This is a genomic window from Mesorhizobium sp. URHB0026 (assembly GCF_054059755.1).
In genome coordinates this window covers 399,953-417,115 of sequence record NZ_JBSSCN010000001.1, presented here as the reverse complement: position 1 = coordinate 417,115, position 17,163 = coordinate 399,953, and the positions used below count along the sequence as shown (strand labels likewise).

At 64.0% G+C, this 17,163-nt stretch carries 14 protein-coding genes; 7 read left to right on the top strand and 7 right to left on the bottom strand.

What is annotated here, in order from left to right:
• Positions 1-12: 12 nt before the first annotated feature.
• From ACVWWD_RS02105 to amaB, 6 genes are all read left to right on the top strand, one after another.
• A complete protein-coding gene (locus ACVWWD_RS02105) occupies positions 13-897 on the top strand; it encodes a transglutaminase family protein (protein WP_023770421.1) in 885 nt (294 codons plus the stop codon).
• A 241-nt stretch (positions 898-1,138) separates the two neighbouring features.
• Positions 1,139-2,077 (top strand): glycosyltransferase family 2 protein, encoded by a 939-nt coding sequence (locus ACVWWD_RS02100; RefSeq protein WP_023770420.1) that lies wholly within the window; start codon positions 1,139-1,141, stop codon positions 2,075-2,077.
• Positions 2,078-2,174: 97 nt separating this feature from the next.
• Complete coding sequence (locus tag ACVWWD_RS02095; RefSeq protein ID WP_352547768.1) at positions 2,175-3,290, top strand: DNA topoisomerase IB; 1,116 nt, start codon at positions 2,175-2,177, stop codon at positions 3,288-3,290.
• Positions 3,291-3,373: 83 nt separating this feature from the next.
• Positions 3,374-3,748, top strand: coding sequence for a YciI family protein (locus ACVWWD_RS02090; protein ID WP_023770418.1), 375 nt, complete (start codon positions 3,374-3,376; stop codon positions 3,746-3,748).
• Positions 3,745-5,019, top strand: coding sequence for an RNA polymerase sigma factor (locus ACVWWD_RS02085; RefSeq protein WP_352547765.1), 1,275 nt, complete (start codon positions 3,745-3,747; stop codon positions 5,017-5,019). Before ACVWWD_RS02090 ends, ACVWWD_RS02085 begins: the two co-directional genes overlap by 4 nt.
• Positions 5,020-5,217: 198 nt before the next feature.
• Positions 5,218-6,732, top strand: coding sequence for an L-piperidine-6-carboxylate dehydrogenase (amaB, locus tag ACVWWD_RS02080; protein WP_352547763.1), 1,515 nt, complete (start codon positions 5,218-5,220; stop codon positions 6,730-6,732).
• A gap of 137 nt (positions 6,733-6,869) precedes the next feature.
• On the opposite strand, the gene ACVWWD_RS02075 is transcribed toward amaB, so the two are convergent.
• The 7 genes from ACVWWD_RS02075 to ACVWWD_RS02045 form a co-directional block, all read right to left on the bottom strand.
• On the bottom strand, positions 6,870-7,799 hold the full coding sequence (locus ACVWWD_RS02075) for a hypothetical protein (protein WP_352547761.1): 930 nt from the start codon (positions 7,797-7,799) through the stop codon (positions 6,870-6,872).
• A 331-nt stretch (positions 7,800-8,130) separates the two neighbouring features.
• Positions 8,131-10,899: a nitrate reductase gene (locus tag ACVWWD_RS02070; RefSeq protein WP_457102889.1), complete on the bottom strand. Its 2,769-nt coding sequence runs from the start codon at positions 10,897-10,899 to the stop codon at positions 8,131-8,133.
• A 4-nt stretch (positions 10,900-10,903) separates the two neighbouring features.
• Positions 10,904-11,233, bottom strand: coding sequence for a nitrite reductase small subunit NirD (gene nirD / locus ACVWWD_RS02065; RefSeq protein ID WP_352547757.1), 330 nt, complete (start codon positions 11,231-11,233; stop codon positions 10,904-10,906).
• 58 nt (positions 11,234-11,291) lie between these two features.
• Complete coding sequence (gene nirB / locus ACVWWD_RS02060) at positions 11,292-13,742, bottom strand: nitrite reductase large subunit NirB (protein WP_352547755.1); 2,451 nt, start codon at positions 13,740-13,742, stop codon at positions 11,292-11,294.
• A 4-nt stretch (positions 13,743-13,746) separates the two neighbouring features.
• Positions 13,747-14,544, bottom strand: coding sequence for an ABC transporter ATP-binding protein (locus tag ACVWWD_RS02055; protein WP_023770412.1), 798 nt, complete (start codon positions 14,542-14,544; stop codon positions 13,747-13,749).
• A gap of 10 nt (positions 14,545-14,554) precedes the next feature.
• Positions 14,555-15,445, bottom strand: a complete 891-nt coding sequence (ntrB, locus tag ACVWWD_RS02050; protein WP_352547753.1) for a nitrate ABC transporter permease — start codon at positions 15,443-15,445, stop codon at positions 14,555-14,557.
• An 86-nt stretch (positions 15,446-15,531) separates the two neighbouring features.
• Positions 15,532-16,848 carry a CmpA/NrtA family ABC transporter substrate-binding protein gene (locus ACVWWD_RS02045; protein WP_352547752.1) on the bottom strand — a complete coding sequence of 439 codons (1,317 nt, stop codon included), beginning with the start codon at positions 16,846-16,848 and terminating at the stop codon, positions 15,532-15,534.
• Positions 16,849-16,889: 41 nt separating this feature from the next.
• On the opposite strand from ACVWWD_RS02045, the gene ACVWWD_RS02040 reads away from it, so the two are divergent.
• Entirely contained in the window at positions 16,890-17,126 is a 237-nt protein-coding gene (locus ACVWWD_RS02040; RefSeq protein ID WP_352547751.1) for a hypothetical protein, read from the top strand.
• Positions 17,127-17,163: the final 37 nt, after the last annotated feature.

The window sequence follows — 17,163 nt, the reverse complement described above, 5'->3', positions numbered from 1 at the left end:
AAAGAGATGGCCATGCTGTACGACATCAGGCTTCTGCTCCACTACGACTATGCTGCCGCGGCTGGTGGCGGACGGCATCAGGTGCGCGTGCTGCCGTCGACCATTGACGGTGTGCAGCGTGTCATCGCCGCTTCGCTTTCTTTTTCACCCGCACCCAACGAAAGGTCGGATTTTTCCGATTTCTTCGGCAACAATGTCACTTCGATCGCTTTTCGCGACGCCCATGACACGCTCGACATCAGGATGAGCGCGCGTGTGTCGGTGGCGCGGCCCGAGCCGGGGCTCGACGTGTCGCCGGATCTCGGCCGCCTTCGACAGGATCTGGCCGCCGTGCGGTCGCTTGCGCCTGCCTCGCCGCACCATTTCCTGGCCGCCAGCAGCCATGCGGGCATCGATGCGGCGATCACCGCATTCGCGCAAGACAGCATCGGAATCTCGGCCGCGGGGACGGCGATGAACCTGTGCAATCGCATCCATCGCGATTTCACATACGATGACGAGGCGACCACGGTGCGGACCCGGGCCAGCGACGCCTTCCAGCTGAAGCGGGGCGTCTGTCAGGATTTCTCCCACATCATGATCGCCGGCTTACGCGGGCTCGGCATTCCGGCCGGCTATGTCAGCGGCTTCCTGCGCACCATTCCGCCCAAAGGCAAGCCCCGGCTCGAAGGCGCGGATGCCATGCATGCCTGGGTCAAGGTCTGGTGCGGGCGTGATGCCGGCTGGCAGGAGTTCGATCCGACCAATGGCATGCGGGCCTCCAACGACCATATCACCGTTGGTTGCGGGCGCGACTATTCGGATGTGGCGCCCATCGTCGGCGTGCTGAAGACGACTGGCGGACAGGTCGGCGACCAGGCTGTCGACGTCATCCCGGTCGTGCTCGAAAAAGCGTGAAACGGGGCGCATTAACTTGCCCGGCGCTGCGAGTTCCCACAAGGATGGGGCAGACTTCTCAAAGATCGATACGGCCAGTAGAGCAGTTCACCGGTTCACGGAAAAGGCGAGCCGATCCAAGTCTTTGATTGCGCGCAATTCCGGCGGGAAAAGCCGTTTCACACTTTTCCTGTAAGTCCTTAGTCTGTATTCGTCTTAACGGAGAATAGTCTAGGCTGCCGCACAGGCATGAGGTTTGTCATTGAAAACCGTCAGCGTCGTCATACCCGCCTACAATGCGGCGGCAACGATCGCTAAAACGCTGGCGTCGCTTGGCGGAGAGGCCGGGTTTATCGGCGAGGTCCTGCTGGTCGACGACCAATCGACCGATGGCACGGCCGATGCGGCGCGGCAGGCCGCGGCGCAATCATCCCTGCCTTTGCGCGTGCTGCCCGCCAGTTGCCGCGACGCCGGCGGCGCCCGCAACCTGGCGCTCGACGAGGCAGCCCATCCGTGGGTCTACCTGATCGACGCCGACGACCTGCACCTGCAGGGCGGCTTAAGCTCCTTGCTGTCGCAGGCGGAAACCCAGCCCAAGGCCGACATGATCGTCGGCGCCTTCCGGCGCAGGGTGAACGGCCAGGACCGGCAGATCAAGGTGCCAAACGGCTATACCGCGGCCTGCCTCACCAACGCCTCGGCCTACGTGAAAGGGGATATACGCTCGGTGGCGGTGGGCAGCGTGCTGGCTTCCCGGCGTCTCATCGGCGAGACCCGGTTCCCCGTCGGGCTCGCCTTCGATGAGGACACGCTGTTCTGGGCGCGGCTGATGAGCAAGGCGTCGCTGGTCATGGTTCACCGCCCCGTCATGATCTACGAAGTTTCAGCGGAGCGCTCGGACGATCGCTTCACGGTCGACCCGGTGCGGCGCTTCCTGGACTGGCGCCGGGAGCTGCGTACGCTCACCGATTGCGGCATCCCGATTTCGGCACTGAAAGCCAGGGAGGGCCTCGTCGCGCTCAAGATCGCCCGTGTCCATTATGCGCGGGGCGACCTGGACATGGCCGCGCGCTTTCTCGCAATAGCCTCGGCGGCGCCGAAGCGGCGCTCGGAAGCTTGGCGATGCCTGCGCTACAAATTCAAGCTCGCGGCGCGCCGCCGGCTATCCCTTCCGCCGACACAGATGCAGCGCGCATTGTAGGCCTGACCGCCGCCACGGGGATTGCCTTCTTTCCAGACGGGTGTGGAACCGGCGGTCAACCCGCAGCTTATCTACGCATATTTCGTGTGGAGCTTACATGCTGCAGAGAACCGGATCGTCGCGCAGCCGATTGGCCGATGCTGATAGCGTAGCCAAGAATGGAGCACAGATTTCCGCCAGGGGTGCCGCGCTGACCTATGTCAGCGATGCCGAGCCCGGCATCCGTCGGCTGAAGGCAGGCAAGGGATTCGCTTACAAGCTAGCGGACGGGAAAGCGGTCTCCGGTGCCGACAGAGCGCGCATCGCGGCGATCGTCATTCCGCCGGCCTGGACCGATGTCTGGATTTCGCCCGATCCGAACGGGCATATCCAGGCGACCGGAAGGGATCAGCGGGGGCGCAAGCAGTATCGCTATCATCCGCAATGGGCCGAGGAGCGCGACGGCGCCAAATATTCGAGCTTGGTGGCTTTCGCCGAAAGCCTGCCGGACCTTCGGCGCAGGATCGACAGCGACCTGCGCCGTCACGGCCTGCCGCTCGAACGCGTCGCCGCCGCGGTGGTCTGGCTGCTCGACAACACGATGATCCGCGTCGGCAATGCAGCCTATGCTCGCGACAACAAGAGCTTCGGCCTGACGACATTGCGGGACCGGCATGTCGATATCAAGGGATCGAGCCTGCGCTTCGCCTTCAAGGGCAAGTCCGGCAAGGAATGGAGATTGAAGCTGGTTGACCGCCGGATCGCGGGGATTGTTCGGAGCGCGCAGGACCTGCCGGGCCAAAAACTGTTCCAGTATCTCGACGAGGACGGCAACAGACGCCCTGTCCGCTCCGATGACGTGAACCACTATATCCGCCAAGCGGTCGGCGACGCGTTCAGTTCGAAGCACTTCCGCACATGGGGCGGCACCATCCACGCCGCGTCCCTGTTTGCGCAGACGGAACTGCCTGAGAGCCAGGCACAGCAAAAACGGGTGATGAACAACCTCATCGACAAGGTGGCCGAACGGCTGGGCAATACGCGCGCGGTCTGCCGCAAATGCTATATCCATCCGCGGGTCTTCGAGGCATGGGGCGAAGGACGACTGCTTGCCGAAATGGCGGAAGCCAACAAGCGCAAGCGGTCCATCGAAGGCCTTGATGACGAGGAAGCGCTCGTGTTGAGATGGTTGAAAACGCAGGAGGACCGATCGGCGGCAATCAGCGGCCGCTGAATCCGAGACGTCTCGATTTTTTTATCGACGCCATGTCGGGATCGGCCCTACTGTTTCGTCCTTTGCTACAGAAAGGACCGCCCATGCTCTATGCCATCCTCTGCTACGCCTGCGAAGACGTCGTCTGTTCCTGGAGCAAGGAACAGGACGACAAGGTCATGGCCGACCTGCTCGGCGTTCAGGAGAAGTATGCCAACGCCGGCCGGCTTGGGCCCGTGGCGCGGCTTTTGCCGACGACGGCGGCAACGACGCTGCGGAAAGTGAAAGGTGAATCGCTGGTCATCGACGGGCCGTTCGCCGAGACCAAGGAACAGTTCCTCGGTTTCTACACGCTCGATTGCGCCGACCTCGACGAGGCCGTCGAATTCGCCCGCGAACTCTCCGAGGTCAACCCAAGCGGCGGTTCCTACGAAATCCGCCCGGTATCGGTGTTCAATCCGACCAGGGTTCCGGCATGACCGAACTCGCCTGGATAAGCTCCGCGATCAGCGCTGCCCGCCCACAGGCGATGGGCGCGCTGCTGCGCTATTTCCGCGATCTCGACACGGCGGAGGAAGCTTTCCAGGATGCCTGCCTCAAGGCGCTGAAGAACTGGCCGCAGAACGGGCCGCCTCGCGATCCGGCGGCCTGGTTGATATTCGTCGGCCGCAACAGCGGCATCGACGCGGTGCGCAAGCGTGCCAAGCAGGCGCCGATGCCGGAAGAGGACCAAGTTTCCGATCTGGAGGACGCCGAAAGCGACATCGCCGAGAGGCTGGACGGAGCGCATTATCGCGACGACATATTGCGGCTGCTGTTCATCTGCTGTCACCCTGATTTGCCCGCAACGCAGCAGGTCGCGGTGGCGCTGCGCGTCGTCTCCGGCCTCACCGTCAAGCAGATCGCGCGCGCCTTCCTGGTCGGCGAGAGCGCGATGGAGCAGCGCATCACCCGCGCCAAGGCGCGCATCGCGGACGCCGGCGTCCCGTTCGAGACGCCGGGCGCGATCGAGCGCTCCGAGCGGCTCGCGGCGGTCGCGTCCATGGTCTACCTGATCTTCAACGAGGGCTATTCGACCAACAGCGGCGAGGCGCCGGCTCGCGCGCCATTGTGCGAGGAAGCGATCCGGCTTGCCCGGCTGCTGCTGCGGCTGTTCCAGACCGAGCCGGAGATCATGGGGCTGACGGCGCTGCTTCTGCTGCAGCACGCACGCGCACCGGCACGTTTTGACAATGACGGCGAGATCGTGCTGCTCGAGGACCAGGATCGAAGCCTGTGGAGCCGCAAGATGATCGACGAAGGGCTGGCGCTCGTCGACAAGGCGCTGCGCCATCGCAAGCCAGGTCCCTATCAAGTCCAGGCGGCGATCGCAGCGCTCCACGCGCGGGCCGAGAAAGCCGAGGACACCGACTGGGTGGAGATCGACCTGCTCTACGGCCTGCTCGAGCAGATGCAGCCGTCGCCGGTCATCACGCTCAACCGTGCGGTCGCGGTCGCCAAGGTGCGCGGACCGGAAGCGGCCCTGGCGATGATCGAGCCGCTCGAGCAGAGGCTTTCGGGCTATTTCCATTTCTTCGGCCTCAAAGGCGGGCTGTTGATGCAACTCGACCGGGGCGAGGAGGCACGCATTGCCTTCGACCGCGCCATCGCGCTCGCCAACACGGCGGCGGAAGCAGCCCATATCCGTATGCATATCGACCGTCTGATCAAGGACGGCGCCGTACGCACGCCGGCGAAAAAGGCAAACTGAGCCCCTACGCCCGTTCTGCTCAAGCGTCCGCCTGGCTCAATCGTGCAGCCCGGGCTTGGACCATGCCGGGGTGGCGATTTCCCCCTGAAACAGGTAATGGCACGCCATGACAGCCCCTTCCAGCCGTGACGGCGCCGGAAGGCATGGCAAGGCGTTGAGCCGCGCCCTACGAGCGGCGGGATTCTGAAAGGGACAGAAATGACGATAGCGAAGGAAACGGCCGAGCTTCTGGCGAAACTGGGCGTGGCCAAGGAGGCGCTTGACGGCGGCGACCTGGTCGTGCGCAGTCCGGTGACGGGTGAGCCGATCGCGGCGCTGAAGACGATCTCGCCGGCCGACGCGGCAAAGACCATCGATGCAGCCCACAAGGCGTTCCAGTCCTGGCGGCTGGTGCCGGGTCCCAAGCGCGGCGAACTGGTGCGGCTGCTGGGCGAGGAACTGCGCAAGCACAAGACCGAGCTTGGCCGGCTGGTGTCGATCGAGGTCGGCAAGATCCCGTCCGAAGGGCTCGGCGAAGTGCAGGAGATGATCGACATCTGCGATTTCGCCGTTGGTCTGTCCCGGCAATTGTACGGCCTGACCATCGCCACCGAGCGCCCGGGCCACCGCATGATGGAAACCTGGCATCCGCTTGGCGTCGTCGGTGTCATCTCCGCATTCAACTTCCCGGTCGCGGTGTGGTCGTGGAACGCAGCACTTGCGCTGGTTTGCGGCGATGCAGTGGTATGGAAGCCGTCGGAGAAGACGCCGCTGACCGCGCTTGCCTGCGAGGCGATCTTCAAGCGTGCGGTCAAGCGCTTCGGTACCGACGCACCGCAAGGCCTGGCACCGGTTCTGATCGGCGACCGTGCGGTCGGCGAAATCCTGGTTGACCATCCCAGGGTGCCGCTGGTTTCGGCCACCGGTTCGACGCGTATGGGCCGGGATGTCGGTCCGCGCCTGGCCAAGCGTTTCGCCCGCGCCGTGCTGGAACTGGGCGGCAACAATGCCGGCATCGTCTGCCCGACGGCCGATCTCGACATGGCGCTGCGCGCCATCGCTTTCGGCGCCATGGGCACCGCGGGCCAGCGCTGCACGACGCTGCGCCGCCTGTTCGTCCATGACAGCGTCTATGATGCCTTGGTGCCGCGGCTGAAGAAGGCTTATCAGAGTGTCTCGGTCGGCAATCCGCTGGAGACCTCGTCACTGGTCGGTCCGCTGATCGACAAGGCCGCCTTCGATGCCATGCAGAAGGCGCTGACGGAAGCGGCCGCGCATGGGGGCAAGGTGACTGGCGGCAGCCGAGTCGAGAACGGTCATCCCGATGCCTATTATGTGCACCCGGCACTAGTCGAAATGCCGAAGCAGGTTGCACCGGTGACGGAAGAGACCTTCGCGCCGATCCTCTATGTGATGAAGTATTCCGATTTCGACGCTGTGCTCGACGAGCACAATGCGGTCGGCGCCGGCCTGTCGTCGTCGATCTTCACCCGCGACCTGCAGGAATCCGAGCGCTTCCTCGGTGTCGACGGTTCGGATTGCGGCATTGCCAACGTCAATATCGGTACTTCCGGCGCCGAGATCGGGGGCGCTTTCGGTGGGGAAAAGGAAACCGGTGGCGGCCGCGAGAGCGGCTCCGATGCGTGGAAAGCCTATATGCGGCGCGCCACCAACACCGTGAATTATTCCAAGGCGCTGCCGCTTGCACAGGGCGTCTCGTTCGACATCGATTGAGAACGCCGGCCCGGTTCGGGTGTCTTTGCGCACCCGAACATCTTTCACATGGTGCCGAGATGCGCCGAAGAGGCGCAACCAGTCTGACCAGCGCCGCGCCCGCGCGATTCGACGCTTTAAATAAGCCTGTATCACCTTCACAAGTTGGGAGGTGGCGGGACTCGGCGGTCGGTGGAAAAACACGCTGCGAAGGCGCTGTCGACGACGGCCAGCTTGGCGGCCTGGACGATCATGTATTCGTCATAGAATCCGTGCGACACCCACATCACCGAATTGCCGCGCTGACCAAGCCAGCCAATGCTGCCGAGTTCCTCCGCCGTGCGCAGTTTACGGCCGAGATGGGTCCGCGACAGCTTGAGCCATTTGGCGAAGTCGCCGATCGAAACCACGCCGGTCGGAATTCGCTCTAGCCCGGCATGGTCAGGGTTGATGCCTGACATCAGCCAGTCCATGACGATGCCGCCATTGTTGAGCCAGATGAACAGGGAAAAGGTCTGGTTGGGTTCGCGCACCGGCTTTGAGGCTAGCAAGCCGTCAGCCACCAGGGGCTGCAGCGTGGCAAGCATGTCGGGCCGCTCAAGAAACCTGGCCAGCCGGTTGCCGCCATCGATATGGTCGAGCGTGCGCAGATGGGCTGTAACCCAGCCGGTGAATCGCTCAATCGTCGCCGCCGTCGGTTGCAGGGGATGCGTGCGGCCGTCCCCACCAGCCACATACTCGGCGATGTTGTAGTGCAGCATCTCCTTGATGAAGGCGTCCGCCGTGTTGCGGCTGGCCACCGCGTTCTTGTGCACGACCTCGATGAAACGCGATACCGTCAGGTCCTTGCGGCGGTCGTTGGGGGCGCGCCTGAAGTGCATGGCAAGGCCGACATGGCCCAACAGCCAGCGTTGCTGCGTGGCAAAGATGGAAGCCAGTCGCGGGCTTTCCTCATAGATGCGGATCAGGGACTGCGACTGTTCCTGAACGTAGCGGTGCAAGGCTGGATGGCCGGCTATGTCTTGCAGATTCAGCACTGATCTCCCGATGCCTTGGATCAACTCGCATGGCGAGATTGCGTTCCCCATTTTCCAGTCTTCAACATCTATGTCCAGACGGATCAACTACGAAGAACAGGGCCAGCAGAGACACAGATCCACGGCAACGGTTATGCGTCTCGTTTGCTATGGCTTGAGAAGCCCTTCCCGAATTGTTAGCCGAACGGCGAGATCCAGCCGCAGCGTGGCGCAACGGTCGTCAAGGGCGTCTCCAGTTTCTGGTCCATGGCGCCATCTTTCACTCCCATGAACCAATATGAGGAACCCCGGCCAGGTCGAATTAGCTGTTGGACAGGTTGGAGCCCTTGCGGGTTTCGCCGATTTCGTAGGCCGTGCCACTTGCCAGGTGGGACGGACGCCTTCACTCAGCCGCCTGCACCCGACCGGTTTTTATGATCGCGCGTATTTCCGACCGGCAGGAACCGCAATTGGTGCCTGCCTTCAGCGCGGCGCCGATGGCTTCGACGCTGGCGCAGCCGGCCGCCACTGCGGCCACGATCTGGTTGGCCCCGACGCTGAAGCACGAGCAAACGGTCGCGCCGGCATCGGGTCTATCGGCACCGGCGCGGCCAGCGACGATTCTGAAGCGTTCGCGCTGGCTGGCGTGAACCTCGCCGAGCTGCTCGGCGGCCCAGCCGCGCGACACCGCGACTGGACCGGGGGCGACGAACAAGGCGCCCGCCAGCTGCTCGCCTTGGAAAGCGGCGATGCGGTGCTGGCCGGCGTCGCGGTCGTGGTAGGCGAGCATTTCGGCATCCGCGGCATCGAAGAGCGAGCCGGCGAAGGCTGGCCAGTCGGCATCGTCATTGGCAAAGGCCAACTCGACCCGCCAGCCGCCCCGGCACCTGGCGATCGCCCAGTAGTCGGCGGCCATCGTCACGGGCCTTTTGCGTGTCACGGCAAAGCCGAAGGCCCCAGCGGTGAATTTCTCGATGCGGGCAGCGACATGCTTTAGCGCCGGCTGCCCCGACACGGGATCGGCAAGCGATGCCGTCAACGTGTCGAGGCGGCCCCTGGCGGCGAACTGGTCGGTCCAGTGCATCGGCGCGAACAGGCTGCCCGGGCGCTGGCGCGTGGTCACCAGCACGCGGACCAGCACCTCGCCGCGTGGAGTCCAAACGCGCGCGATGTCGGCGTCGCCAATGCCGTAACGCTGTGCATCCTCGGGATGGATTTCGACGAAGGGCTCGGCGATGTGCTGGGACAGGCGCGGGCTTTTGCCGGTACGCGTCATGGTGTGCCAGTGGTCGCGGATACGGCCGGTGTTGAGGACGAGCGGGAAGGCGGCGGTGATGCGGGTTTCGACGGTTGGGCGCAGAGCGATGAAGCGGGCCTTGCGGTCGGGCGTGTAGAAGTTGCCGTCGGCGAAGAAGCGGGTGGTGATTGGGGCGTGCCCAGATTGAGTATTCTTCCGCGGTTGAGGGTCAGCTTGAACGTCATTCTCTGACTGACGTCGAGCGTGACCACCCCTCTCGGCAGGCCGGAGGGGGGTGCCCGGGCTCGGCGCTGGCCAATGGAACGGAGCCAATCCTTCGTAATCCTCAACATCGATCGCAGCATAAGCGCCAATGTCGAAATCCCGCTCGCCGTCGTTCTCGAACCCCGACAGCGCGGCGTGCTCGGCAAAGATCCCCGCCGCGCTCTCACGCGCAAACGCCTCGCCAAAGCCCATCCGCCTTGCCACTTCCGCAATGATCCACCAGTCGGGCCGCGCCTCGCCGGGGGCCGGCAAGAACGCGCGCTGGCGCGAGATGCGGCGCTCGGAATTGGTGACCGTGCCGTCCTTCTCGCCCCAGGCAGTGGCCGGCAGCCGGACATGGGCGTGGCGGATTGTGTCGGTCTTGGCAAGAACGTCCGACACCACGACGAAGGGGCAGGCCTTGATCGCCGCCTCGACTGCACCTGCATCCGGCATGGAATCGACCGGGTTGGTGGCCATGATCCACATCGCCTTGATGCGCCCATCGGCCACCGCCTTGAACATCTCGACCGCCTTGAGGCCGGGCTTTCCGGCAATCGCCGGTGCCTTCCAGAAGCGCTGCACGCGTTCACGGTGCCCGGGGTTTTCGATCTCCATGTGGGCGGCGAGCATGTTGGCCATGCCGCCGACCTCGCGGCCGCCCATGGCGTTGGGCTGGCCGGTGACCGAGAACGGGCCGGCGCCCGGTTTTCCTATGCGACCGGTGGCGAGATGGCAGTTGATGATGGCATTGACCTTGTCGGTACCCTGGGACGACTGGTTGGCGCCCTGGCTGTAGACGGTGACGGTCTTTTCGGTCCTGGCGAACAGGCTGTAGAAACGGCTAAGTTCGTCTTCGCTGAGGCCCGTGGCGGCAGCGACGCCGGCAAGATCGAGCGTCGAAGCGGCGAACAGGGCTTGTCCGAATCCGGCCGTATGCGCCGTGATATAGGCACGATCGAGCGCATTGTACTGGCCGAGCCAGGCGAGCAGGCCGGTGAACAGGGCGACGTCGCCATCCGGCGCGATCGCCAGATGCACGTCTGCGATGTCAGATGTCATGGTGCGGCGCGGATCAACGAGCACGATCTTCATCTCGGGTCGCTTTTCCCGGGCAGCCGCGATGCGCTGATAGAGCACGGGATGGCACCAGGCGAGATTGGACCCGACCAGCACGATCAGGTCGGCCAGTTCCAGATCCTCGTAGGTTCCCGGCACGGTGTCCGAACCAAACGCGCGGCGATGGCCGGCAACCGACGAAGCCATGCAGAGCCGCGAATTGGTGTCGATGTTGGCCGAGCCGATGAATCCCTTCATCAGCTTGTTGGCGAGATAGTAATCCTCGGTCAGCAACTGGCCGGAGACGTAGAAGGCGACCGCGTCGGGGCCATGTTCGGCGATGGTGTGCTGGAAGGTCGAGGCGACGAGGTCGAGCGCCTCGTTCCAGCCGGCGGGCCGGTCGTGGATTTGTGGATGGAGCAGCCGGCCGTCCAGGTCGATGGTCTCGGCCAGTGCGGAGCCCTTGGAACAGAGCCGGCCGAAATTCGCGGGATGATCGGGATCGCCACGGACGGATACCTGCCCGTCCGCGGCGATCTTCGCCAGCACGCCGCAGCCGACCCCGCAATAAGGGCAGGTGGTCCTCACCTCGCGCGCTGCATCAATCTCCATGTTTTCAGGCCGCGCGGCTGGCCAGCGCTTCCAGCGCTAGGAACAGGTGCTCGCCCTCCCGCTTCACGGGAATCGTGCGCACGGCGCCTTCGTCGGCGCCAAGCGCCTTGCCCGTCTCAAGCGAGATGACCCAATTGTGCAAGGGGCATGTCACGGCCGCGCCATGAACGATGCCCTGGCTCAGCGGCCCGCCTCTGTGCGGGCAGTGGTCCTCAATGGCGAAGATATCGTCGTCCGCTGTGCGGAAGACGGCGATCTTGCCTTGCGGAGTGACCACACAGCGCGCGCCGCGCCGGGGAATATCGGAGACGGTGCCGATAGATATCCAGTTCATAGCGCTGCCTTTGCTTGATAGGAACGCGCCCAGGGGGTGCCTCGCACCGACATCTCCATCATTCCGCCGCCTGCGCAAATCCGACCGAGGCCATCGGCCGAAACTCGTGCTTGTCCTTGCCGGACACGCGCTCGGACCATGGATCGACCTGGGCGAACTTCTGCGAAAAGATGAAGCGGTCGTAATAGGCCTTGCGCTTCTCACCATCGTCCATGATCTGACGCTTTATTTCGGCGATGCCGATGCGCTTGGCCCATTTGTAGATGCGTTCGAGATAGCGGCCCTGCTCGCGGTACATCTGCGTCAGCGCTACGATATGCTCCAACGCCTCGTCCTCGGTCCTGACCAGGCCGAGCACTTCCGTGCCCTTGATGTCGAGACCGGCGGCACCGGCGAAGTGGATCTCGTAGCCGCTATCGACGCAGATGACGCCGACATCCTTGCAGGTTGCCTCGGCGCAATTCCTCGGGCAGCCCGACACCGCCATCTTGACCTTAGCCGGCGTCCACGAGCCCCACATGAACTTCTCGATGCGGATGCCGAGGCCCGTCGAATCCTGCGTGCCGAAGCGGCACCAGTCCGAACCGACGCAGGTTTTCACCGTGCGCAGCCCCTTGGCATAGGCATGGCCGGAAACGAAGCCGGCCTGGCCGAGGTCGGCCCACACCGCCGGCAGGTCCTCCTTGCGGATGCCCAGCATGTCGATACGCTGACCGCCGGTGACCTTGACCATCGGAATCTCGAATTTGTCGACGACGTCGGCGATGGCTCGCAGTTCGGCCGCATTGGTGACGCCGCCCCACATGCGCGGCACCACCGAATAGGTGCCGTCCTTCTGGATGTTGGCGTGAACGCGCTCGTTGATGAAGCGCGACTGGTAATCGTCGGCATACTCGTCCGGCCAATCGCAGACGAGGTAGTAGTTAAGTGCCGGCCGGCATTTGGCGCAGCCGCAGGAAGTCTTCCACTCCAGCTCCTGCATGACCGCCGGAATGGTCTTCAGCCCCTTGGCCTTGATCAGCCTGCGCACGTCGTCATGGCCGAAAATGGTGCAGGAGCACATGGGCTGCACGGCGGCCGGGTTGTAGGTGTCGCCGAGGGTCAGCACCATCAGCTTTTCGACCAGCCCGGTGCAGGAGCCGCAAGACGCCGACGCCTTGGTGTGGGCGCGCACGTCGTCCAGCGAAGTCAGGCCCTTGGCCGTGATCGCGCCGGTGATCTTCCCCTTGCAGACGCCGTTGCAGCCGCAGATTTCCGCATCATCCGGCAAGGCTGCAACGGCCGCCATAGGGTCCAGCGGGGCACCCCCCTGGTAGGACTGGCCGAAGATCAACGTATCGCGCATCCGCGATATGTCGGTCTGTTTCTTCTTCAGGTCGTTGAACCAGGCGCCGTCCGATGTCTCGCCATAGAGCACGGTGCCGATGATGCGGTCATCCCTGAGCACCAGCCGCTTGTAGACGCCGGCCGAGGCGTCGCGCAGCACGATCTCCTGGCGGTCGTCGCCATCGGCGAAGTCGCCGAGCGAGAAGAGGTCGATGCCGGTGACTTTCAGCTTGGTCGGCGTGTCCATGTGGACGAAGGCGGCGGTTTCGTCGCCGGCAAGCTGATGAGCGGCGACACGCGCCATCTCATAGAGCGGTGCCACCAGCCCGTAGACCATGCCGCCCACCTCGGCGCATTCGCCGAGTGCGTAGATATCCGGGTCGTTGCTGCGCATGCCGGCATCGACGACGATGCCTCTGTTGACGGCAATGCCTGCATCCTTGGCAAGAGCGGCGTTCGGCCTGATGCCCACCGCCATGACGACCAGCGTCGCCGGGATGATTGTGCCGTCGGCGAGTTCCACCTGCTCGACCTTGCCATTGCCGGCGATTGCCTGCGTGTTGGCCTTGGTGATGACCTTGATGCCGCGCTGCTCCACCGCGCGCTGCAGGAGGTAGCCGGCGGCCGGATCGAGCTGGCGCTCCATCAGCGTCGGCATGACGTGCAGCACGGTGACATCCATGCCTTGCGCGTTAAGGCCGGCCGCCGCCTCCAATCCGAGCAGGCCGCCGCCGATGACGACGGCCTTGGCGCGCGACTGAGCGGCGAGCATCATCGCCTGAACGTCGTCCAGATCGCGATAGGTCAGCACGCCCGGCAGATTGTGGCCGGGCACCGGGATGATGAACGGCACCGAGCCGGTGGCGATGACAAGCTTGTCGTAAGGCTCGGTGACGCCGTGGTCGGAGGTGACGGTCTTCGCCTGCCGGTCGATGGCTATGATCTTGTGGCCCTTGTAGAGGGTGATGTCGTTGGCGATGTACCAGCCGTCGCCGTGGATGATGATCTCCTCATAGGCCTTCTCGCCGGAGAGCACTGGCGACAGCATGATGCGGTCGTAATTGACCCTGGGCTCGGCGTTGAAGATGGTGACGGCGTAGCGGCCCGGCGCCTGTTCCAGCAGATGCTCCAGCATGCGCCCGGGCGCCATGCCATTGCCGATGATGACGAGTTTTTCGGTCATGGGGTTACTCCGCGGCTTCGACGAAGCGGTGGCGTTCGTAGAGGAACTTCAGCACCGCCTCGCGGCAACGCAGGAAAGTCCGGTCGGAGGCAAGTTCGATGCGTCGGCGCGGCCGCGCCAGAGGCACCGGCAGCACCTCGCCGATGGTCGCCGCCGGGCCGTTGGTCATCATGACGATGCGGTCGGACAGCAGTACCGCCTCGTCGACGTCATGGGTGATCATGATCGTCGTCGAACCCAGCCTGGAATGGATGTCCATCACCGCATCCTGCAGATGGGCGCGGGTCAAGGCGTCGAGCGCGCCGAACGGCTCGTCGAGCAGCAGGATCTTGGGTTCCATGGCGAGCGCGCGAGCAATACCGACGCGCTGTTTCATGCCGCCGGAGATTTCCGCCGGCCGCTTGTCGCTCGCATGCGCCATCTGCACGAGGTCGAGATTGCGCATGATCCAGTCATGCCGCTCGGCCTTGCTCTTCGAGCGGCCGAAGACTTTCGACACCGCCAAATTGATGTTCTCGTAGACGGTCAGCCACGGCAGCAGCGAGTGGTTCTGGAACACCACGGCGCGCTCGGGGCCGGGGCTGTCGACCTCCTTGTCCTCCAGCAACACCGCGCCGGCGGAAACCTTGGTCAGGCCGGCGATCAGGTTGAGCAAGGTCGACTTGCCGCAACCGGAATGGCCGATGATGGAGACGAATTCGCCCTTGTCGATGGTCAGTCGGATGTCCCTCAGCACATCGCTGACCTGGCTGCCACGAGCGAAGTATTTGTCGATATGGTCGAGCTTGAGATAGGCGGTCATGGCGCTCTCCTCACTTTGCCGTCGTGCCGCGGGTGACAAAGGCGCCGACAGCCGCGACCAGGCGGTCGAGGCAGAAACCGGTGACGCCGATATAGGCGAGCGCGACGATGATGTCGGGCAGCCGTGACGAATTCCACGCGTCCCAGATGAAGAAGCCGATGCCGACGCCGCCGGTCAGCATCTCGGCCGCGACGATGGCGAGCCAGGACAGGCCGATGCCGATGCGCAGGCCGGTGAAGATGTAAGGCGCAGCGGCCGGCACCATGATCTTGATGAAGAATTCGAGCTGGTTCAGCCGCAGGATACGGGCGACATTGCGATAGTCCTGCGGGATGTTGCGCACGCCGACGGCGGTGTTGATGATGACCGGCCAGATCGAAGTGATGAAGATCACGAACAGAGCCGACGGGTTGGAGTCGCGGAAGGCGGCGAGCGACAGCGGCAGCCAGGCGAGCGGCGGCACGGTTCGCAGGATCTGGAAGACTGGATCGAGGCCGCGCATCGCCCAGATCGACTGGCCGACCAGCGCGCCGAGCGCCACACCGACGACCGCCGCCATGCCGAAGCCGATAGCGACGCGCTGCAGCGAGATCAGCACGCGCCAGGCAAGACCGATATCCTGCGGGCCGTTGTCGAAGAATGGATGCGCGATCAGGTCATAGGCCTCGTTCCACACCTGGCTCGGCGGCGGCAGGCTTGCCGTCGGCGACGAGCAGGCGACCTGCCAGACGACAAGCAGAAGGGCCATGACGATGGCGGGCGGGACGAGAGCGCTGGCCACCTTGGTGGCGACCCCCACCGGATCGATACGGCGCCGCGCTTTGGCGGTGAAGGCGACCACCTCGGCTGGCTTGGCCGGGAATGCTTTCACCTTGGTGTCCTCGACGGCTTGGATGGACATGTCCTTAGGATACTCCGTGGCGTGCTGGTGCGGTACTGAGCGACGAACGGCGCTGGCGCCGTTTGCGTTGGGTACAAACGGCCTGACTAAGCCGATGCCTTGATGGTCAGGCTGTCGAGATAGGCCGAGGGGTTGGCCGGATCGAAAGTCTTGCCATCGAAGAAGGTCTCGACGCCGCGCGAGGACGAGGCTGGGATGTCGCTCGCGGCGACACCGAGCTCCTTGGCCGCCTCGCGCCAGATATCCTCGCGGTTGACCTGGTCGACCAGCGCCTTGATGTCGGTAGTCGGCGCGAACTTGCCCCAGCGGATGTTTTCGGCGAGGAACCAGCTGTCGTGGCTCTTGAACGGGTAGGAGGCGCCGCCCTTCCAGAATTTCATGTAGAGGTCGGTGGCGGTGGCGACCCGGCCATTGCCGTAGTTGATGTCACCCTTGAGACGGCCGATGATGTCGGCGACGGGCACATTCATCCATTGACGCTTGCCGATGATGGTGGCCATCTCGTCCTTGTTTTCCTTGGTGTCGCACCATTGCTGTGCCGCCATCACCGCCATGACGATCGCCTTGGTGGCGTTGGGGTATTTTTCGATGAAGGCGGCGCGCAGGCCGAGCGCCTTTTCCGGATGGCCCTTCCAGAGTTCGCCGGTCGTGGCGGCGGTGAAGCCGACGCCCTGATGGACAAGCTGTTCGTTCCACGGCTCGCCGACGCAGAACACGTCCATATTGCCCACCTTCATGTTGGCCACCATCTGCGGCGGCGGCACGACGATGGTCGAGACGTCCTTGTCCGGGTTGATGCCGCCGGCCGCCAGCCAGTAGCGCAGCCACAGATCATGGGTGCCGCCCGGGAAGGTCATGGCGGCCTTGACCTCCTTGCCTTCGGCCTTCTTGGCGGCAAAGGCGTCCTTCAGCTTGGCGGCATCGAGGCCGACGCCGGTGGCGGCATATTCCTGGGCGACCGAAATGCCCTGGCAGTCGTAGTTGAGACGGGCGACGATCGCCATCGGAAGCGGCTGGTTGTTCTGCGTCACCTTGCCGGTGTGCATGAGGTAAGGCATCGGCGTCAGGATGTGGGCGCCGTCGATGCCGTTGGCTTCGCCGCCGAGCATCAGATTGTCCCGCGTCGCGCCCCACGAGGCCTGTTTGAGGACCTCGACATCAGGCATGCCGAATTTCGCGAACAGGCCTTTCTCCTTGGCGATGATCAGGGGCGCGGCATCGGTCAGCGCAATGAAGCCGAGCTTGGCGCCGGTTACTTCGGGGCCCTTCCCTTCGGCATGAGCGCCAGCGGGAAACAATGTCTTCGCGGCGAGGAACAGTCCCGCCGTCAGCGCGCTGCTGGCCAGAAAATCGCGGCGGGTGAAATCCTTGAGGGACGTGCCAGTTCCGATCCGTTTCGTCATCGTCGTCTCCGGTTGGGCGCCTTGGAAGCGCCGTCGATTGCGTGTTCGGCCAAAAACAAAAAAGCCGCCGTCCAGGCCTTCGCGCATCCCTGGGATTGCGCAGTGACCTGAGCGGCAGCTTTGCCTGTAGCGCCCGCCATTGGACGCCTGTTCAGTTGCCCGTGAAGGGCTTTGTTTATTTCAAAGCAGGAAATGTGCCAGTTTACCTCTGGAAGAAAATTCCAAACGGATTCAAGATGATCGGAGCATTATGCGGCGACCCCATCCGTGGCGATTGAGGTCAAACATTGGTCAGCTCACCTTCCGGGCGCATAA